We start from the raw sequence: 20,789 nt of genomic DNA on the forward strand, positions 1-20,789 counted from the left end.
TTTTTAAAGACCCATCGTTTTATAGAAATTTGTATACGCTTCAGCGAATGCATCTTTCGTGGCGAAAGGTAAAAAAGGTTTTCCTGAAGATTCTATAAATTTTGTTAAACTTGGAGATACATTTTCAGATGCTATAATCACCGCATCCGAGTGTAAGATACTAGCCTTTAAGATGTTTTCGTAATTTGGCGTTTCTAAATCAGCAACTGATTCATGAGGAACTCCGTCAAATTTAACTTTGTTTATCATTTCCAAATCTAAATTTTCATCAAAAGATTGTCCATAAACAGAGGTTACAATCTTAGTTTCAGAAAACAAAGCTTCATTTTTGTAGTAATGTTTCATGTAAATTGGCAACATTGCAGCCAACCAACCGTGAACGTGGATAATATCCGGAACCCAATTCAGTTTTTTAACTGTCTCAACAACTCCTTTTGCAAAAAATATTGCTCTCTCGTCATTATCAGGATATAAAACACCCTCTTCGTCAGCAAAAGTTGCTTTACGCTTAAAATATTCATCATTATCAATAAAATAAACCTGAATTCTCTCTTTCGGAATTGAAGCAACCTTAATAATCAATGGCATATCCAAGTCATTCACTACCAAATTCATTCCTGAAAGTCTAATAACTTCATGCAATTGGTGTCTTCTTTCGTTGATATTTCCATATCTTGGCATGAAAATTCTTATCTGACCTCCTTGATCGTTAATCATTTTTGGAACGTCATAAGACATTAAAGAAACCTCATTTTCAGCCAAATAAGGCACGACTTCAGATGATACATATAATATCCTCTTATCTTTCATAATAGTATTTTACTTAATTTTTGGTAATAAAAACGTTGCAAAATTACAAAAATTTATGCAGTTTATAACTAATATATTATGTTTGCACTAAATTTTAATAATACTGGCATGCATATTTTCTACGGTAAAGTAGCTTTGATAGCGTATTTAAAAACTATCAAAACGGCAAATTCAACCATTGGATTTGTACCAACAATGGGCGCTTTACACCAAGGGCATTTAGCTTTAATGCAAAGATCACTTAAAGAAAATGACGACACAGTTGTGAGTATTTTTGTCAATCCAACGCAATTCAACAATCCTGAAGATCTCGAAAAATACCCGCGAACACTTGAAGAAGACGTAAAAAAAATGCGAGGTTTAAGTGACAAAATGATTTTATATGCACCTTCTGTAGATGATATTTATGAAGGACACACAATTTCACAATCTTTCGACTTCGACGGACTTGAAAATCAGATGGAAGGAAAGTTCAGACCTGGGCATTTTAACGGAGTCGGAACCATTGTAAAACGTCTTTTCGAAATCGTTACTCCTACAAATGCTTACTTTGGAGAAAAAGATTTTCAACAATTACAGATTGTTAAGAAAATGGTCGAAAAGAACGATTTACCTGTAAATGTTGTTGGTTGTCCAATTTTTAGAGAAGAAAACCAACTCGCAATGAGTTCCAGAAACGAGCGTCTAACGCCCGAAGAAAGGAAAGAAGCTTCAATTATTTATAAAGTTTTGACTGAAGCCAAAGAAATATTCCAGACAAATACTCCTGAAGAAACCATCGCTTTTGTAGAAAATTCTTTCAAAGACAACAAAAAGTTTGACCTTGAATATTTTGTAATTGCTGACGAATCCACATTATTACCTATCGATCATAAGAGTAAAGACAAAAACTACCGTGCATTTATAGCGGTATTTGTTAATTCTATAAGACTGATTGATACCATTTCATTAAATTAATTTACCTTTGCACCATGCAAATTCAAGTTATAAAATCAAAAATTCATCGTGTAAAAGTAACTGGCGCTGATTTAAATTACATTGGCAGTATTACTATCGACGAAACATTACTGGAAGCCTCAAACATTATTGAAGGTGAGAAAGTAGCTATTGTAAATATCAATAATGGTGAGCGTTTTGAAACTTACGCCATTAAAGGAGAAAAAAATTCAGGTGAGATCACACTAAATGGTCCCGCAGCAAGAAAAGTTCAAAAAGACGATATTATCATCATTATATCCTATGCAACCCTGGAATTTGAAGAGGCTAAAACCTTCAAACCATGGATCATTTTCCCTAATGAGAACGACAATTCGTTAACATAAGATTTTCTTTTACACTTTACTCTTAATATTATTTGTCAAAATTATTTTTGAACAAAGAAGATTCCTTTTTTCTAAAAATAAAGAGAGAAATTTAAACGCAAAGTTCGCAAAGCTAAATTGATAAAGCTTTGCGAACTTTGTGTTTTTATTTAAAATCCATATAAAAATATCTTAGCACACTTTGCGGTTAAAACATTTTATTAATGCAAAATATTTTATACTGCTACGCAGGTTTTTATATTCATCCAAATAAAACAAATTTTCAATATAATTTTGATGTGTTTTAAACGTTCTCATTGACAAAAAAGCAAATAAAGTACTATATTGCTACACTATTTCAATACTTTTTAATTCACTGAAATGCCACAAATCATGAAAAAAGTTTACTTACTAATCCTTTTTGTTTCAATTTCTGTCTTTTCGCAGAAAAAATTCGACAACATCCAATCTGAGAAACTTGGAGAAGAAAGAAGAATAACCATCGGACTTCCTGCTTCTTACGAAGCGAATCCAGACAAAAAATATCCGGTTCTTTATTTATTGGACGGCGATTATTTATTCGATCCATTTTCCGGAGCTTTAAGTTACGGAACCTATTGGGACGATTTGCCGGAGATGATTATTATTGGTGTTCACCAAAATAAAGATGGAGAACGTGAAGACGACTCAACAATTGATCAAAATACAGGTTTACCTTTTGAAAAAGGAGCTAAATTTTTCGAATTTATTGGAGCTGAATTAGTTCCTTATATCGAAAAAAAATACCGCACATCTCCATTCAGAGTTATTGCTGGTCATGATGTAACAGCAAGTTTTATCAATTTTTATTTATATAAAGAAGAACCGCTTTTTAACGCCTATATTTGTTTAAGTCCGGAACTTGCTCCAAAAATGGAAGTTCGTATTCCGGAAAAGTTTGCCAAAGTAACACAACCATTCTTCTATTATCTTTCTGCTGCTGATGGAGACATCAAAAAAATTAAAGAACCAATAGAAAAATTAGACAGCAATATCAAAATCGCAAATAATCCGTTAGTGAACTATAAATACGAATTATTTAAAGGAACAACGCATTATACAGAAGTATTACATTCAATTCCGAGTGCTTTATATCAGATTTTTGAAGTTTACAGACCAATAAATTCTGCAGAATACAATGATAAAATTGCCGTTCTTCAAACTGGTTATGCCGATTATCTTCAAAACAAATACGACATGATGTCTAAAGTTTTGGGAGTTCAGATTCCGGTTAGGATGAGTGATTTTAAAGTAATCGAAAACATTATTCTAAAAAGAAATGCTTACGACGAATTAGGAAAAATGGCCGAAATTGGAAATGTAAATTATCCAAAAGCGATGTTGGGAGAATATGAATTAGGATTGATGTATGAAAAAATGGGCGATCCAAAACATGCTTCAAAAAAATACCAAAACGCTTCGCAAATGGAGCCAATTGGAGATTTGAATAAAGATTTGATGTACGAGAAAATCGACGAAATGAATACACTTGCAAAAAAGACCAAATAATGTCAAAAGTTAAAACTTCTTTTTTTTGTCAAAATTGCGGAACCCAATATGCCAAATGGCAAGGGCAATGCAATGCGTGCAAAGAATGGAATACGATTGCGGAAGAAATTATTCAGAAACAGGAAAAAGTAGCTTGGAAAAGCGAACCGACTCCTTCGGGTAAAGCTCCTCGACCTTTAAAAATCAACGAAATTGATTCGGCGCTGGAAATCCGAATGGATACAACAGATGGCGAATTAAATCGTGTTCTTGGCGGTGGAATTGTTCCGGGATCTTTAACACTTTTGGGCGGTGAACCCGGAATTGGAAAAAGTACACTTTTACTTCAAATCTCCCTAAAATTACCTTATAAAACACTTTATGTTTCTGGTGAAGAAAGTCAGAAACAAATAAAAATGCGTGCCGAAAGAATAACGCCAAATAGCGATAATTGCTATATTCTAACGGAAACCAAAACGCAAAACATCTTTAAACAAATTGAAGCAATTCAGCCGGAGATTGTCATTATCGATTCGATTCAGACTTTACATACGGATTATATCGAATCGACAGCCGGAAGTATTTCTCAAATTAGAGAAACTACAGCCGAACTGATCAAATTTGCCAAGGAAACCAATATTCCGGTTATTTTAATTGGACATATTACAAAAGACGGAAACATCGCCGGACCAAAAATTCTGGAACATATGGTTGATACCGTTTTACAGTTTGAAGGCGATCGAAATCATGTTTACAGAATCCTGCGTTCTTTAAAAAACCGTTTTGGCTCAACTGCCGAATTAGGAATTTATGAAATGCTTGGAAGCGGATTAAGAGAAGTTTCTAATCCATCAGAAATATTGATTTCGCACAAAGACGAAGAAATGTCTGGAACTGCAATTGCGACAACCATGGAAGGCATGCGTCCGCTAATGATCGAAATACAATCGTTGGTAAGTACAGCAGTTTACGGAACGCCACAGCGCAGCACCACTGGTTACAACGCCAAAAGGCTAAACATGATTCTGGCAGTTTTAGAAAAAAGAGCCGGATTTCGTTTAGGCGCAAAAGACGTTTTCCTGAATGTTACCGGCGGAATTTCTGTTGATGATCCTGCGATTGACTTAGCGGTTGTTGCGGCGATTTTATCGTCAAACGAAGATATTCCGGTTACTAAAGGTTTCTGTTTTGCAGGCGAAGTTGGACTTTCGGGAGAAATCCGACCTGTAAATCGTGTTGATCAAAGAATTCAGGAAGCCGAAAAATTAGGATTCACCACTATATTTGTATCTAAGTACAATAAAATAGCCTTAAAAAACACTGGAATCAAAATTGAGCTTGTTGCTAAAATTGAAGATATTGCCAGTATTCTTTTTGGATAATATTTTTATAAATCTACTTTATGAAATTTCCAAAACTAAATATTCCAAAACAAAAAATATTTAAAGCCTTAAAAATACTTGCTGTAGTATTGGTTTTGATTTTAATTGGACTTTACTACTTTCGTGATTCGCTCTTAAAACAAGCTATTGCTAAAGTTACACACAAAATGGCTGTCGATTATAACAGTACATTTTCTGTAAAATCAGCTTCATTTGAAGGTTTATCCGGAATTAAATTAACAGACGTTATTTTGGTTCCTAAAAACGCGGACACTCTTTGTCACATTCATAAAATAGAAACAAGCATAAGTTTAGCAAATTTATTAATTGGAGATGTTCAGGTTGGAACCTTAAAAGTTGACAATGGATACATACAATTGGTTAAAAAAGGAAATATCCGCAATTTTGACGCTTTTCTAAAAAAAGACAAATCAGATACTGATAAAAATGAAAAAAGAAAATACGCCGCTTTTGCGTATCGTATTATTTCAAAATTACTGAATTTGGTTCCGACTGATATGGATTTGAAAAATCTAAATTTCAGAATTGATGATAACGGCAAAAAAACCTCTATTGCGATCAATAAACTCGTTTTAGACAACAAACAACTCGAAACCAATCTTCATGTTCAAAGCAAAGATTTTGATCAGCGCTGGAACATAAAAGGTTTTGCAGATCCAAGAAATAAAAAAGCAGATATCAGATTCTTTAATTTAGATACCGGCGCAATCCGAGTTCCTTATTTAGACGAGCGCTACAATCTGAAAGCAAGCTTTGATTCGATCCGATTAAATGTTCAAAACATTGAAAAAGACGGAAGCGAATTGCATATCGACGGTTATACTTCGATTACTAATTTAAAAATCAATCACCCAAAAATTGCGAGCAAAGATGTAGTGATCAAAAATGCACGTTTTGATTACCGTTTTTTACTGGGGAATGATTTTATTTCGATAGACAGTACTTCGACTATGCAATTGAACAAAATAAAATTGCATCCGTATGTTTCTTACGACACTGAAAAAGACACGATTTATACTTTGAAAGTCAATATTCCGAAGATGAAAGCGCAGGATTTTATCGTTTCATTGCCTGATGGATTGTTTACACACTTTCAGGGAATGGAAGCAACCGGAAATTTTGATTATAAACTCGATTTCAAATTCAATAAAAACAAACCGAATACTTTAGTTTTTGACAGCAAACTAAACAAAGAAGATTTAAAAATCACCAAATATGGTGAAGCCGATTTAAATAAACTAAACGGTGAATTTGTCTATCGTGCCATTATTCAAAATGTGTTGCAACGTCCGGTTTTAGTTGGGAATGCAAATCCTAATTACACGCCATTAGATCAGATTTCTCCTTATTTAAGAAAATGTGTTCTTACGACCGAAGATCCATCTTTTTTCTCACATCGCGGTTTTATCAATGAAGCTTTCAAACAATCAATTCTAAAAAATATCAGAACCAAAAAGTTCTCTCGCGGTGCAAGCACAATTAGCATGCAGCTAATTAAAAACGTTTTCCTGACGCGCGAAAAAACGCTTTCGCGAAAGTTAGAAGAAATCTTATTGGTTTATATTCTTGAGAATAATCGTGTGGTAAGCAAAGAAAGAATGCTCGAAGTTTATTTCAATATCATAGAATGGGGACCAAATGTATACGGAATTGGCGAAGCAAGTCATTTCTATTTCCAAAAAAGTCCTTCGGCACTAAATGTTGATGAATGTTTATTTCTGGCGACGATTATTCCGAAACCAAGAAAATTCATGTATCAGTTTAATGATCAAGGCAATTTGAAAGATTTCGCAGTAAAGAATCAAAAATTCTTGAGAAACTTAATGTTCCGTCGTGGTTTATTAATTCCCGAAGATACACTTGGTCAATTACCGGTTTATATTTCTGGAAATGCACGTTCGTTAATACGAATTAAAGCTCCGGATTCTACAGCAGTTCCAGCAGATTCTTTGTCTATTAGCGACGAATTTGATTTGTAAGTTTTGACACGAAGACACAAGGGGTTTTATTTAATCGCGCAAAGACGCAGAGTCGCAAAGCTTTTCCATAGACCCTAGCTTCAGCTAGGGGAATAAAATTCACGCAAAAAGGGCTTTAGCCAAACTATAGTGTTTGGCTAAAGCCCTTTTTATTTACTTTATATTTTCATCCAGCTAAAGCTGGACGCTATTGAACTTAAGAAATTAAACTTTGCGACTCTGCGTCTTTGCGAGATTAAATAAATATCTACCAAAATCTTCGGGACATAACAACTTAAGGCGCAGGATCAGGAATTATCGCCTGAACTGCTGCAATCTCGGTTAAAATTTCTTTCGATAAAAACACATCAATTGTATCGATGTTTTCTTTTAATTGTTCCATTGTTGTTGCGCCAATAATAGCACTCGTTAAAAACGGTTGTTGCAACACAAAACCCATCGCTAATTCTGTTAAAGTCAAACCGTGTTTATGAGCGATTTCCTGATACAGTTTTGTCGCTTCTGTACATTGTTCGCTATTATAACGTGTATATTGCGGAAATAGATTGATTCTGGCGTTTGGATGCGCTTCTCCGGTTAAAAACTTACCCGTTAAAACTCCAAAAGCTAAAGGAGAATAAGCCAATAAACCAACATTCTCATATTTAGAAACTTCGGCAGAACCAACTTCAAAAAGACGATTCAATAAGTTATAAGGATTTTGGACCGTTTTGATTCTTGGTAAGTTGTGATATTTGCTTTCTTCCAGAAAACGCATCATTCCCCAAGCATTTTCGTTAGAAACTCCAATGTGTTTTATTTTTCCTTCTTTGATTAATTCGTCAAAAGTTTCTAAAACGGTTCTGAAATTATCTTCCCAAATTGCATCATGATCTTTAAAACCGCGTTGTCCAAAATAATTCGTCAATCTTTCCGGCCAATGCATTTGATATAAGTCGATATAATCTGTTTGCAGACGTTTTAAACTATTTTCTACAGCATATTTAATACTTTCCGGAGAGAAATCTCCCTTTTCACGCATGTACGTAAAATTTGGATTTGGTCCAGCAATTTTCGATGCCAAAACCACTTTGTCACGATTTCCCGATTTCTTGAACCAGGTTCCAATTATTTTCTCTGTACTTCCGTAAGTTTCTTCACGTGCCGGAACCGAATACATTTCGGCAGTATCAAAAAAATTAACACCTCTTTCAAGTGCATAATCCATTTGTTGATGTCCTTCTACTTCTGTGTTTTGTTGCCCGAAAGTCATCGTTCCGAGGTTTATTTTACTAACTTTTATATCCGTGTTGGGTAATGTTGTGTATTTCATTTTTTTTGAGGTTCTAAGTTGCTAAGAATCTGAGTCGCTAAGATTTTTTTCTAAGCTTTCAGCTTAATAATTATAAAACTCAAATATACGACGAGATTTTTCAAATGGAAATTCGATAAAAGTTAAAAAAAGAATAAGGTTTCTTTTTTGAGGTTCTGAGCTGCTAAGTTTCTAAGGCACTGAGTTTTCTTCGTTATAATAAACAAAAGGCTCAAAGTAAAACTTTGAGCCTTTTAAAAAAAATCTTAGAACCTTAGCAACTCAGTGTCTCAGAACCTTAATTAATACTATTAAGCATTTCAGCGATTTCATCTAATCTTGGCGTTAAGATGATTTCGATTCTACGGTTTTTAGCTTTTCCTTCGGGAGTTGCATTGCTTGCAAGTGGAGAAAATTCGCTGCGACCTGCTGCTGTTAATTTTTGTTTGTTGATTTTAGTATTTTCACTTAAAATGGCAACAATTGCAGTTGCTCTTTTTGTAGATAAATCCCAGTTGTTTGCAATTGGTCCTGAACCTGCATAAGGGTCATCGTCTGTGTGTCCTTCAATAAGAACTGAAAGATCCGGATTATCACCCAAAACTTTTCCTAATTCTACAACAGCTTTTCTACCTTCTACTCCAACTGCCCAACTTCCTGAGTTGAAAAGCAATTTGTTTTCCATAGAAACGTATACTTTTCCGTTTTTCTGTTCTACAGTAAGACCTTTACCTTCAAAACCATTTAAGGCTTTAGACAAAGTTTCTTTTAATTTTTTCATTGCAGCTTCTTTTGCTGCAATCATAGCTTCAAGTTCGTTTAGACGACTTGCTGTTTTATCTAAACGCGCTTGTTCATCGGCTAGTTTTTTAGATTTTGCTTCTAATTGAGCTAATAATTCACGGTTTTTAGCCATATTGCTTTCTAATGCATCATTGCTGTTTTTTTCTAATGCATTATAAGAATCCTGTAAAACCTTATATTTATTTTGGGCCGCAGTCAAATCGGCTTTTTGCTTTGCAAGATCAGCTTTTGTGTCGTTTAGATCTTTTGTTAAAGCATCACGATCTAATTCTAACTGATTTTTTGATTTTTGCAAACTTGCATTTTCATCAGCAATTGAGCGATTTTCTTTTTTTAGATCTGAATATTTTGTTTCAAGATCGTTGTAAATTTTCTTGGATACACATGAAGTCATAGACATGGCTACAACTAGTAATCCGATAGAGGCCTTTTTAATCATACTGTTTTTTATTTGGAAGGTATTAATAATTCTAAAATTTCTTGTTTAACCGAGAGTCCTAGCCCTGATGGAAGCGGCATCCTTTTGTGGCGGGGTTCGCCATAAAAGATATAGTGGACAGCAGGAAATAGCTCCGGAAAATTAAAATCCCAAATTCCAACTGAAATTACTTCGCTAAAACTGCTATTCACTCAACAAGAACAATACCACTTTTATTCTATCTCAACTAAAACCGGGCAATGATCTGAATGTACAGCATCGGGAAGAATAACAGCACGTTTTAAACGATGTTGCAAAGAATCGCTTACCAAATTATAATCGATACGCCAACCTTTGTTGTTTCCTCTGGCTCCGGCGCGGTAACTCCACCAAGAATAATGATGCGGATCTTTGTTGAAATGACGGAAACTATCAACGAAACCAGATTTCATAAATCCGTCAAGCCAGGCACGTTCTGCCGGAAGAAATCCTGAAACAGTTTTATTACGTACCGGATCGTGAATATCTATGGCTTCGTGGCAAATATTGTAATCACCGCAAATGATAAGATTTGGAATCGTAAGTTTTAATTCGTTGATGTAAGTTTGAAAATCATCCATAAACATAAATTTATGATCTAATCTTTCAATATTTGTTCCTGACGGAAGATATAAACTCATTACAGAACAATCGTCAAAATCGGCACGAAGGTTACGACCTTCAAAATCCATGTGATGAATTCCGGTTCCGAAAACCACATTGTTTGGTTTTATTTTAGACAAGATAGCCACGCCACTATAGCCTTTTTTGGTAGCCGGATAATAATATTGATACGGGTAACCTGCAGCAGTAATGTCGTCTACGGGAATTTGCTCTTGTGTAGCTTTTATTTCCTGAAGACAAATTACATCTGGATTAGCTTGTTGCAACCATTCGATAAAACCTTTGGTAATTGCGGCACGTATTCCGTTTACATTATAAGAAATAATTTTCATCAGTGTTTTTTTTAGGATTCCAAATGTAATAAAAAAGTGGAAAGTTTGTGTTTGAATCAACGAAAAGTAGAGTTTTTTGTTATCTTTGTTCGCTGCTCTAATAAATTAAAAATAGTACATGGGTTTAGTTACCGCGAAAGAAGTTGCAAAGGCAATAAATGTTGAGAAGTACGGAGTTCTTGGTACTTTTTCAGGCTGGATTCTTATGAAGGTTCTTAAGATCTCTACCCTTAATAAAATTTACGATCATAATAAACATTTAGAGGATGTTGCGTTTTTGAATGGGATCTTGGATGAAATGGAAATTAAATTCGAAATTCCGGAAGAAGATTTAAAACGTTTACCTAAAGATGGCGCGTATATTACCATCTCAAATCATCCGCTTGGAGGAATTGATGGTATTTTGCTTTTGAAATTAATGCTCGAAAGAGAACCAAATTTCAAAATCATCGCTAACTTTTTATTACACAGAATTGTTCCGCTTAAAAAATATATAATGCCGGTTAATCCTTTTGAAAATCATAAGGATGCTAAATCGAGCGTTGTTGGAATCAAAGAAACTTTACGCCATTTAAGTGATGGAAAACCGTTGGGAATTTTCCCTGCCGGGGAAGTTTCTACCTATAAAGATGGAAAACTAGTTGTAGACAAACCTTGGGAAGAAGGCGCTTTGAAGTTAATTCGAAAAGCTAAAGTTCCTGTAGTTCCAATTTATTTTCACGCTAAAAACAGTAAATTATTTTATTGGCTTTCTAAAATTGATGATACTTTGCGAACTGCAAAATTACCATCAGAATTGCTTACGCAGAAAGATCGGGTAATTAAAGTTCGTATTGGAAAACCGATTTCTGTAAATGAACAAAACGAAATTGAATCGTTTGAAGAATACTCAGAATTTTTAAGAAAGAAAACCTATATGCTTGCAAATCCTTTTGAAAAGGACAGCAAACTATTGGATACTGCAAGTTTAAAAATACCAAAAGCACCTAAAAAAATCGTAACGCCAGCAAGTGAATCTAAAATGCTTGACGAGGTAAATATGCTAAGAAACAGCGATTGTCGTTTGTTGCAAAGTAAAAATTACGAGGTGTTTTTTGCAAGAGCAAAATCTATTCCGAATGTTTTGCACGAAATTGGTCGTTTGCGTGAAATCACTTTTCGTGAAGTTGGTGAAGGAACAAATGAATCTATCGATTTAGATAAATTTGACCAATATTATCACCATATGTTTTTATGGGACGATGAAACTAAAAAAATTGCTGGTGCTTACCGCATGGGATTAGGTTCTGAGATTTATCGTAAATACGGAATTGAAGGCTTCTATTTGAATGATTTATTTAGATTTGAACCTGAATTACATGATATGATGCATAAATCTATAGAAATGGGTCGTGCATTTATCATCAAAGAATATCAGCAAAAACCGATGCCTTTGTTCTTATTATGGAAAGGTATTATTCATACAACATTACGTTATCCTGAACACAAATATTTGTTAGGCGGCGTGAGTATTAGTAATCAGTTTTCAGATTTCTCTAAATCATTGATGATTGAGTTCATGAAGTCCAATTACTATGATCCTTATATTGCACAATATATTCACCCAAAAAAGGCTTATAAAGTAAAACTGAAAGATGCTGATAAAGATTTTATCTTCGATGAAGCAGAATCTGATTTGAATAAGTTTGATAAAATCATTGACGAATTAGAACCAGGAAATTTACGTTTACCTGTTTTAATCAAAAAGTATATCAAGCAAAATGCACGTGTTGTAGCTTTTAACGTCGATCCTTTGTTTAATAATGCTATCGATGGTTTAATGTACATTAGAATCGCAGATATTCCGGAAAGCACAATGAAACCGGTTATCGAAGAATTTCAAATAGAATTGGAGCGCAAATTATCTGAGAAAGAAGATTAATTACAGCGATTATTATAAAATTAAAATCCCATTTGCTATAAAAGCGAATGGGATTTTTTAATTACAATTTTTTCCTCAAAACTAGTCCGGATGTTCCTTCCCAAACAATTTACCAAATCTCTATTTTTTGAATTAGATATAATTAAACTCATATCCAAACCCTATTAAAGAACAACTACACTTCGTTTGTAAAGAGATGCAATATTACTTCGCAAAAGAACTAGAAACGTCCCTTAAAAGTCATTAAAACAAAAGAAAAAGATATTTATAAAACTCCCAAAAAGAAAAAATCCCATTTGCCGCAGCGAATGGGATTTTTTATGTTTTAGAACCAAGGTTTTTGACCAATCTGATATGTTTGATAAAAATCTTCATCAGTTTTAGTGAGGTAAATTATCCCTTCTATTATACCAATTAAACCTCCAATACCAAATATTATGTTCAATAAAATTTGAATAATTCCCTCTTTTGTATATCCTAAATAAAATTTATGAATACCCAAAAAACCTAATAAAATAGCTAGAATTCCTGCTACAACCTTTTTATTCTCTTCACGATAAACCGGAGGATTATTCCAGTGTTCTGTTTTTGTGTTTTCCATTTTTATAGTGTTATTAGTTAATTAAACTTCTTTAAAAAAGGTTTTCCTGTCTTTTAAAACCAAATGGATTGATGCAATATATCATCAAACGAATTATTTTTGACAAAAAGAATCAATCGGATAAAATGATAAAAAGCTAAAAAATAAGCCATATTATAGGCTAGTTTTCTATTGTATAAAAGACTTGTAAAATATTCTTTTTTAGTTATAATTTCTGTTGTCAATACAATAATAGTAAGCCAACAAAACACAATAACAAAAGGCCCTAAAATATGATAACTAAGTGACTTGTAAATATCTCCCTGATAAAAATAAACCAATGATTTTGTAATCCCGCAACCAGGACAAGGAAAACCTGTAACCATCTTGAAAGGGCAAAACGACTGATCAGATTCTAAATGGTTATTATGATTATCAAGCATCAAAAAAAACGGAACTATCAGTGTAATTGCTGCACCGATAATTCCGTAAATTTTACGTTTTGTTCTGTTATTATTTGTATAATCTGTTGATATCACCTTGTACAATCATTGCTGCTGCAATAGGAAAAAAGAATCCTAAAACAATTAATAAAGTTGACTGATCTTTTTGAAGCTCTCCAGTTTTCTCATAAACTTTTGGCAATGCTTCTTTTCCAGCCAAATAATAAAAATAAATATTTACCGGCATACAACATCCTGCAAAAATTGCAATAGGCTGTGAGATAACTTCTCTTCCTGCAACGGCATTAAAAACTTCAGATACTTTAATATTCCAATAAATTAAATATAATCCACAAGTCAAAAACCCAAAAAGCAATACCATAATAGGATCTACTTTAAATACTGGAATTGGTTCATTAAAATTATTAGACGTTTCTTTAAATTCGTTTTCCATTTTTTATTAGTTAAAATTAATTGGTTATGTCCTACTCTTAGGATTTTCGGTCACTCCTTATTTAGAAACAATATTATTAAAAATTAACATTAAAAACTAATTCTAGTCTAAAAATTCTACAGAAAAAACTCGTTATTTAATTCTAAAAACTACAATGCAATCAAAACTTGGTCTTTAAACAATTTACTTATTATAAACCGCTTTAATTTTATCTACTATAACCTGCGCCAAACGCTCGTGGCTCTCAAAAGTCCAACCGGCAATATGAGGCGTCAACAAGACATTTTTGGCTTCTAATAAATATTGAAAAGCTTCCGGAGTATTTTTATCCTGAAATAATGTTTCAAAAGATAATTTCTCATATTCCAAAACATCCAAACCTGCTCCCAGAATCTTTTTAACCTTCATAGCTTCAACCAAATCTGCTGTAACGATATTTTTACCACGCGAAGTATTTATAATCCAAAATGGCTTCGAAAACGCATTTATAAAATCAGCATTCACAATTTTATCCGTTTCCGGAGTCCATGGAAGATGTAAACTCAAAACATCTGCTTTTTGCTGTAATTCCTGCAATGAAACTTGTCTGGCATTTTCATCTCCAATATTTTCTAAGATATCATGAAACAAAACTTCTACTTCAAAACCACGAAGTTTTTTAGCAAAAGCTTTTCCCATATTTCCGTAACCAATAATTCCAACGGTTTTTCCATCAAGTTCATGACCACGATTGCTTTCACGATTCCAATGTCCCCCTTTTATTTCGGCATCGGCTTGATTTAAATTATTGAATAATGACAAAATTACGCCTAAAGAATGTTCTGCAACAGCGTTGCGATTACCTTCCGGAGCAGCAATTAAGTGAATTCCTTTTGTCTTGGCATAATCACAATCGATACTTTCTAAACCCGCACCAACTCTGGCAATAAACTGCAAATTGGTAGCTTTATCCAAAAACGTTTTATCAATTTTAAAACGGCTCCTGATTACAATTCCGTTATAATCCTGAATCTTGGATTCAACTTCTTCTTTTGAAGATTTAAAATCGGCGTGATTTTCAAAACCGGCATCTTCTAATTGTTGCCATAAAATTGGGTGATTGCTATCGATGTGAAGAATTTTTATGCTCATTACTTTTTAATTTTATTAAAACAAAAATACGGTTAATTCTCTAAGATATCTTGTAAAAATTAATCCCGCAAAAACCAACAAAAGCAAAACCAAGAAGTTCAAAATTTCTTATTGGTCCGATTTTTTTTTAACTTTGAAAATATAAGATTCGCCAGCTTTGTCCGAATTTTTCCTTTCTAAATTATAATTCCCCTCCAATATGAAACTAACCAAGACTTTTAAAGCCTTTTTTGAAAATGAAAAATCGGGAGGAATATTATTACTCTTTGTCACTATTATATCACTTTACCTCGCCAATTCTTCGTTTCAGACAGAATACATCGCTTTTTGGGAAAAAGATATAAACGGACATTCGATCACACATTGGATTAATGACGGTTTAATGACGATTTTCTTTTTGTTAATTGGTCTTGAATTAGAACGCGAAATTTATCATGGCGAATTATCCAGCATAAAAAATGCCTCTTTACCAATTATGGCAGCTCTTGGCGGAATGCTTATTCCTGCTTCAATTTTCCTGGCTTTAAATTTTGGAACCGCAACTCAAAACGGAGCGGGAATCCCAATGGCAACAGATATAGCTTTTGCAATTGGAATTTTGTCTCTTTTAGGAAAAAAAGTTCCATCATCATTAAAAGTGTTTCTAACTGCCCTCGCTGTTATTGACGATTTAGGCGCTATTGTAGTAATTGCCGTTTTCTACACGACAACAATTTCTTTTGTAAATCTTGCCATTGCATTAGGAATCTGGGCATTCTTATTTATTTTGAATCGAATGAAAGTTCAAAACCTGATTCCATATTTAATTGGAGGCGTTGTAATGTGGTATTTTATGCTAAATTCTGGCGTTCATGCAACAATTACGGGAGTTATTTTAGCTTTTGTAATTCCGTTTGGCGATGGCGGAGAAAATTCATCTTCGTATAAACTACAGCACTTTTTACACAAACCTGTTGCTTTCTTTATTTTGCCATTGTTTGCCATTGCAAATACTTGTATTGCAATTCAATCTGACTGGCACGAAGGTTTAAATCATCCAAATACATTTGGAATCATTTTAGGTTTAGTAGTTGGAAAACCTCTGGGAATTTTACTTTTCTCTTCTATTGGAGTAAGTGCAGGATTATGTTCTTTACCTAAAAATCTGAAATGGGCGCATATTCTAGGCGCAGGAATGTTGGGCGGAATTGGTTTTACAATGTCAATCTTCATTACGATTCTCGCTTTTAAAGATCCTGAAACTATCGTTTTTTCTAAAATCGCTATTTTGATTGCTTCAATACTTTCCGGAATTTTTGGATTGGTTTATTTGAAATTTACTGTGTCCAAGAAAAAAACCATTTAATTATGACAACGTCTTTTTATAAAATTACAATCATAACTTTCTCCTTTCTACTATTTTCTTCCTGCAAGGATAAATCCAAAAACGTTACAGACGAAAACAATTCTAAAGAAGTTCTTATCGATTTGACAAACAAAAACGACGAATCTATTGAAGGTTTATACAAAACAGAACCAGATCCAAATAGCACTGAAGAATGTGAAATTTCTCTTGAAATCGCTAAAATAAAAAGTGACTATGTCTATTCTCTAAAAACTAAACTTCGAAAAGTAAAAGGCAAAGCAACTTTCTCTACAAATGAATCCGGAGAAAAATATATTGTTTTAGAAGGCATAAAATGGGATGATTATGAAGGAGACATCAGCAATGAAGATGAAACTGATTCTATTTCTGACTCAAAAGAAGCATTAGAAATTCCTGTTGGAATTGATGCGAGTTATGTAAAAGACACCATAACTATTCAGAATTATGGCAATTCTATGAATTCGTATACTAAGATTTCAGAATGTGGCAGGAAATACATACAGTTGATTAAGAAATAAAACTTACTATTATGATTGCGAGAATCTGGCACGGAAAAACAAGAATTGAAAATTATGAAACCTATACTCAATTCATAAAAAACACAGCAATTCCTGACTATTCAAAAACAACAGGTTTTATAAAATTGTCATTTTTAAGAAACATTAAAAACAACGAAGCCCACTTTACACTTATTACCTATTGGAAAAACCTCGAAGCGATTAAAAACTTTGCCGGCGAAGATTATGAAAAGGCTAAATATTATCCTGAAGATGATGAGTTTCTCTTGGAGTTTGAAGAAAAAGTCGAACATTTTGAAGTTTTTGCATAAGAAAAAACCGAAAATAAAAAATCCCAAATTCTAATTTTATCAATTGGAATTTGGGATTTTTATATTGAAATTTCTCATAAAACTAACCTTTAATCTGTTTCAAAGAAGTTTTGATTCCTTTGATCAAAGACGAACTAAAACCATTATGTTCCATTTCGTTCAAACCAACGATTGTGCAGCCTTGAGGCGTTGTTACACGATCGATTAATTGCTCCGGATGTACTTTTTCCTCTAATAACATTTTTGCAGCTCCTTTTACAGTTTGTGCCGCAATTGCCAAAGCTGTATTCGAATCAAAACCTATTTCGATTCCGGCTTGCATCGAAGCACGAATATATCTTAAAGCATATGCCGTTCCGCATGCGCCAAGAACAGTTGCAGCATCCATTAACTTTTCGTCAATAACCGGAGCCGTTCCTAAATCCTGAAATAAATCAACGATTGGCAAAGCTTTTTCTCTGTCCTTTTCAGGGAAAGAAATACAAGTCGCTGACTCTCCAAATTGTGCCGCAATATTTGGCATAATGCGAATTACAGGATATTCGTTATTTGTTTTTTCCTGAAGCATATCCAGCGATAAACCACTTACTGCAGATGCAATAGTTTTTCCTTTGATTACCGGTAAAATTTCAGCAAAAACGGTATCAACCTGATATGGTTTAATGGTTAAAATCACAACATCGGCTTCTTGAATATTATGTTTATTATCTGATGAAACCGTGATTCCGTATTCCGATAAATATTGAATACTTGCGATATTTCTTCGTGTAACCGTAACCTGATTACTTTTAGAGAACTTTGCAATTCCCAAGGCGATAGAAACTCCCAAGTTTCCTCCTCCAATTATATGTACTTTCATTCTTGGTTGGTTTTTTGATTTATTTTTAGCTGAGTAATAGCAGATTTTTTCGGCATGTAAATTACGCAGATTTTACAGATATTAAATCACTGTAATCTATCAATTTGTGGCAAAAATCTAAAAGTCAAGAATCATTCTGGCTATTTTAAAAGCATTATTCCATCTAGCTCTTTTCGAAAGAAACACGGATGATACGGGATTTACAAAAGTAAAAACGCAGATGAAAACGGATTTTTAAAAATAATAGATGAAAAAATTCGTTTTGATCGGCGTTTTCGCAATAGCGAATCAGTTTAATCCGCGTTCCTCTATAGATATTTTAAGATTTGTAGTCGTAATAAACAAACCTTGCACAAAATTTATGCATCTATATTATTCTTATAGCAATTTTCCTTTTAATAATAAAGAAGCAATCGTAAAGTAAATCACTAATCCTGTTACATCTACCAAAGTAGCCACAAATGGCGCCGATGAAGTTGCGGGATCTAGTTTAAGTCTTTTCAGTAAAAAAGGTATCATTGATCCGGAAAGTGTTCCCCATAAAACAATAAATACTAATGAAAGCGAAACCGTTGCTCCAATTGCTAACCAATGTTCTCCGTATTCATAAAGACCGGTTTGTTGCCAAACCATAATTCTGATGAAACCAACAATTCCTAAAATTGCGCCTAATAAAAAACCTGATGCAATTTCTTTCTTCATTACATACCACCAATCCTTTAGTGTCAGCTCTTTCAATGCCATTGCACGAATAATCAAAGTCGCTGCTTGTGAACCGGAATTTCCTCCACTCGAAATAATAAGCGGAACAAATAATGCTAAAACTACAGCTTTCTCAATTTCACCTTCAAAAAATCCCATCGCCGAAGCCGTGAACATTTCTCCAATAAATAAAACAACCAACCAAGTAGCTCTTTTTTTGACCATTTCGCCCAAACGTGTTTGAACGTAAGGTAATTCTAAGGCTTCCAATCCCCCGAATTTCTGAATATCTTCGGTATCTCTTTTCTCGATTTCGTCTTTGATTACATCGATAATATCATCGATTGTAATGCGACCAACCAAACGTCCTAATTCATCCACAACCGGAATTGCTTCAAGGTCGTATTTATCCATTATTCTGGCAACCTCAACATCAGGTGTTTCAACGTTTACATGATATAATTTTCGAATATAGATATCAGAAATTTGCGTTTTTGTAGAAGTTGTCAATAAGTCCTTAAGCGACAATCTGCCTTTAAGTCTGTTTTCATCATCAACAACATAAATTGAATGTACTCGCGAAACATTTTCTGCCTGAATACGCATTTCTTTAACGCAAGTAAGTACGTTCCAGTTTTCGTTGACTTTCACCAACTCTTTATGCATAATACCTCCGGCAGTATCTTCGTCGTAACGCAATAAATCAACGATTCCTTTTGCGTGTTCTACGTCCTGAAGTTCGGAGATTACCTCGGCTTTTCTATCTTTTGAAAGTTCTCCAATAATATCCGCCGCATCATTGGTTTCAAGTTCATCAAGCTCTTCGGCAATTTCTTTAGGCGAAAGTCTGTTTAAGATTTGTTCACGTAAATCGTCTTCTAATTCCAAAAGAATTTCAGCCGTTTTTTCGCTATCTAAAACCTTGAATATATAAGTTGCTTCATCAATGTCAATTTCATCAAGGATTTCAGCGAAATCCGCGTGATGCATGTCATTTAATAAAATCTCCAGCTCTTTGTTGTTTTTAGCTTGGATGAGTTGAGCTATTTGTTTAATTAGCTCTTTACTGATTTTAAACTCCATCGGCTTCTATTTTTTGAGTCAAAACAATAAATTCGTCTACGCTTAATTGCTCCGGACGCTTATCAAAGATAGTGTCTAATCGCAATTCATCTGATAAATTTAATGTTTTCAAACTGTTACGTAATGTTTTTCGTCTTTGCTGAAAAGCCGTTTTTACAACTGTAAAAAACAACTTTTCTCCACACGGAAGGCTATAATCTTCCTTTCGGGTCATTTTCATCACACCCGACTTAACCTTGGGCGGAGGAATAAAAACGTTTTCATCTACCGTAAACAAATACTCAGTATCATAGAAAGCCTGGGCTAATACAGATAAGATTCCGTACGCTTTTGAGCCTTTTTTCTCGCATATTCTTTCAGCAACTTCTTTTTGAAACATCCCCGAAAATTCCGGAATCTGATGCTTAAATTCTAAAGTCCTGAAAACAATTTGCGTAGAAATGTTATAGGGAAAATTCCCAATAATAGCGAATTGTTTATTTTCATAAACCTCGTTTATATTATATTTCAGGAAATCCTGAGAGATAATTTTATCTTTTAGTTTTGGATAATTTTCACCCAAATACACCACAGATTCTCCATCAATCTCAATCACGTGTGTATTAATTGGTTTGTCAAGCAAATACTTAGTCAACACACCCATTCCTGGTCCTATTTCTAAAACCTCATCATATCCTTTTAAACTTAAAGTATCCGCAATAGCTTTTGCGATACTTTCGTCTTTCAGGAAGTGTTGTCCTAAATGTTTTTTGGCTTTTACTTTTTCCATTTTCTTTATTGTTTTGCCTTTTTAAAAAGACACTAAACTTTTCTTTCTTGCCAAGTTTGCCGCAAAGGCACTAAGATGCAAAGTTTTATTTATTTTTCTGTTTTGCCGAATTATACAAATTATC

General features: G+C 33.7%; 20 protein-coding genes. 9 read left to right on the top strand and 11 right to left on the bottom strand.

The window, feature by feature from the left end; translation table 11 throughout:
* Positions 1–3: 3 nt before the first annotated feature.
* Complete coding sequence (locus WN975_RS18450) at positions 4–810, bottom strand: glycogen/starch synthase (RefSeq protein ID WP_041520305.1); 807 nt, start codon at positions 808–810, stop codon at positions 4–6.
* A 78-nt stretch (positions 811–888) separates the two neighbouring features.
* On the opposite strand from WN975_RS18450, the gene panC reads away from it, so the two are divergent.
* From panC to WN975_RS18475, 5 genes are all read left to right on the top strand, one after another.
* Positions 889–1,767, top strand: a complete 879-nt coding sequence (panC, locus tag WN975_RS18455; protein ID WP_099709945.1) for a pantoate--beta-alanine ligase — start codon at positions 889–891, stop codon at positions 1,765–1,767.
* Positions 1,768–1,781: 14 nt separating this feature from the next.
* The gene (panD, locus tag WN975_RS18460; RefSeq protein WP_017495920.1) at positions 1,782–2,132 is read left to right on the top strand and encodes an aspartate 1-decarboxylase; all 351 of its coding nucleotides are present in this window, start codon (positions 1,782–1,784) and stop codon (positions 2,130–2,132) included.
* Between the two features lie 372 nt (positions 2,133–2,504).
* Positions 2,505–3,659 (top strand): alpha/beta hydrolase-fold protein, encoded by a 1,155-nt coding sequence (locus tag WN975_RS18465; RefSeq protein WP_337967779.1) that lies wholly within the window; start codon positions 2,505–2,507, stop codon positions 3,657–3,659.
* Entirely contained in the window at positions 3,659–5,020 is a 1,362-nt protein-coding gene (radA, locus tag WN975_RS18470; protein WP_099709947.1) for a DNA repair protein RadA, read from the top strand. The genes WN975_RS18465 and radA overlap by 1 nt, the downstream gene beginning before the upstream one ends.
* A gap of 20 nt (positions 5,021–5,040) precedes the next feature.
* A complete protein-coding gene (locus tag WN975_RS18475) occupies positions 5,041–7,020 on the top strand; it encodes a transglycosylase domain-containing protein (protein ID WP_337967780.1) in 1,980 nt (659 codons plus the stop codon).
* Between the two features lie 274 nt (positions 7,021–7,294).
* Here WN975_RS18475 and WN975_RS18480 read toward each other — a convergent pair whose 3' ends face one another.
* The 3 genes from WN975_RS18480 to WN975_RS18490 form a co-directional block, all read right to left on the bottom strand.
* Positions 7,295–8,332 carry an aldo/keto reductase gene (locus tag WN975_RS18480; protein ID WP_337967781.1) on the bottom strand — a complete coding sequence of 346 codons (1,038 nt, stop codon included), beginning with the start codon at positions 8,330–8,332 and terminating at the stop codon, positions 7,295–7,297.
* A 277-nt stretch (positions 8,333–8,609) separates the two neighbouring features.
* Entirely contained in the window at positions 8,610–9,554 is a 945-nt protein-coding gene (locus WN975_RS18485; protein WP_337967782.1) for an OmpA family protein, read from the bottom strand.
* Positions 9,555–9,766: 212 nt separating this feature from the next.
* Positions 9,767–10,528 carry an exodeoxyribonuclease III gene (locus WN975_RS18490; RefSeq protein WP_337967783.1) on the bottom strand — a complete coding sequence of 254 codons (762 nt, stop codon included), beginning with the start codon at positions 10,526–10,528 and terminating at the stop codon, positions 9,767–9,769.
* Between the two features lie 118 nt (positions 10,529–10,646).
* Here WN975_RS18490 and WN975_RS18495 point away from each other — a divergent pair, with 118 nt between their 5' ends.
* Complete coding sequence (locus WN975_RS18495) at positions 10,647–12,449, top strand: lysophospholipid acyltransferase family protein (protein WP_099709952.1); 1,803 nt, start codon at positions 10,647–10,649, stop codon at positions 12,447–12,449.
* Positions 12,450–12,774: 325 nt separating this feature from the next.
* Here WN975_RS18495 and WN975_RS18500 read toward each other — a convergent pair whose 3' ends face one another.
* The 4 genes from WN975_RS18500 to WN975_RS18515 form a co-directional block, all read right to left on the bottom strand.
* Positions 12,775–13,050 carry a TM2 domain-containing protein gene (locus tag WN975_RS18500; protein WP_337967784.1) on the bottom strand — a complete coding sequence of 92 codons (276 nt, stop codon included), beginning with the start codon at positions 13,048–13,050 and terminating at the stop codon, positions 12,775–12,777.
* Positions 13,051–13,103: 53 nt separating this feature from the next.
* The gene (locus WN975_RS18505) at positions 13,104–13,568 is read right to left on the bottom strand and encodes a DUF2752 domain-containing protein (protein WP_337967785.1); all 465 of its coding nucleotides are present in this window, start codon (positions 13,566–13,568) and stop codon (positions 13,104–13,106) included.
* Positions 13,543–13,926: a DUF4234 domain-containing protein gene (locus WN975_RS18510; protein ID WP_099709955.1), complete on the bottom strand. Its 384-nt coding sequence runs from the start codon at positions 13,924–13,926 to the stop codon at positions 13,543–13,545. Before WN975_RS18510 ends, WN975_RS18505 begins: the two co-directional genes overlap by 26 nt.
* 183 nt (positions 13,927–14,109) lie before the next feature.
* Positions 14,110–15,057, bottom strand: coding sequence for a 2-hydroxyacid dehydrogenase (locus WN975_RS18515; protein WP_337967786.1), 948 nt, complete (start codon positions 15,055–15,057; stop codon positions 14,110–14,112).
* A 199-nt stretch (positions 15,058–15,256) separates the two neighbouring features.
* Here WN975_RS18515 and nhaA point away from each other — a divergent pair, with 199 nt between their 5' ends.
* Genes nhaA through WN975_RS18530 form a run of 3 tightly spaced genes read left to right on the top strand, consistent with a single transcriptional unit; the run spans position 15,257 to position 17,252 of the window.
* Complete coding sequence (gene nhaA / locus WN975_RS18520; RefSeq protein ID WP_337967787.1) at positions 15,257–16,402, top strand: Na+/H+ antiporter NhaA; 1,146 nt, start codon at positions 15,257–15,259, stop codon at positions 16,400–16,402.
* A gap of 2 nt (positions 16,403–16,404) precedes the next feature.
* A complete protein-coding gene (locus WN975_RS18525; protein ID WP_337967788.1) occupies positions 16,405–16,941 on the top strand; it encodes a hypothetical protein in 537 nt (178 codons plus the stop codon).
* 11 nt (positions 16,942–16,952) lie between these two features.
* A complete protein-coding gene (locus tag WN975_RS18530) occupies positions 16,953–17,252 on the top strand; it encodes an antibiotic biosynthesis monooxygenase (RefSeq protein ID WP_337967789.1) in 300 nt (99 codons plus the stop codon).
* 82 nt (positions 17,253–17,334) lie between these two features.
* Here WN975_RS18530 and proC read toward each other — a convergent pair whose 3' ends face one another.
* The 3 genes from proC to rsmA all read right to left on the bottom strand — a co-directional run bounded on the left by proC (position 17,335) and on the right by rsmA (position 20,665).
* Positions 17,335–18,111, bottom strand: a complete 777-nt coding sequence (proC, locus tag WN975_RS18535; RefSeq protein ID WP_337967790.1) for a pyrroline-5-carboxylate reductase — start codon at positions 18,109–18,111, stop codon at positions 17,335–17,337.
* Between the two features lie 378 nt (positions 18,112–18,489).
* Complete coding sequence (gene mgtE / locus WN975_RS18540; protein WP_337967791.1) at positions 18,490–19,896, bottom strand: magnesium transporter; 1,407 nt, start codon at positions 19,894–19,896, stop codon at positions 18,490–18,492.
* On the bottom strand, positions 19,886–20,665 hold the full coding sequence (gene rsmA / locus WN975_RS18545) for a 16S rRNA (adenine(1518)-N(6)/adenine(1519)-N(6))-dimethyltransferase RsmA (RefSeq protein ID WP_099709962.1): 780 nt from the start codon (positions 20,663–20,665) through the stop codon (positions 19,886–19,888). The genes mgtE and rsmA overlap by 11 nt, the downstream gene beginning before the upstream one ends.
* Positions 20,666–20,789 lie beyond the last annotated feature (124 nt).

The sequence above is a fragment of the uncultured Flavobacterium sp. genome (assembly GCF_951805225.1).
In the GTDB taxonomy this organism is placed as follows: Bacteria; Bacteroidota; Bacteroidia; order Flavobacteriales; family Flavobacteriaceae; genus Flavobacterium.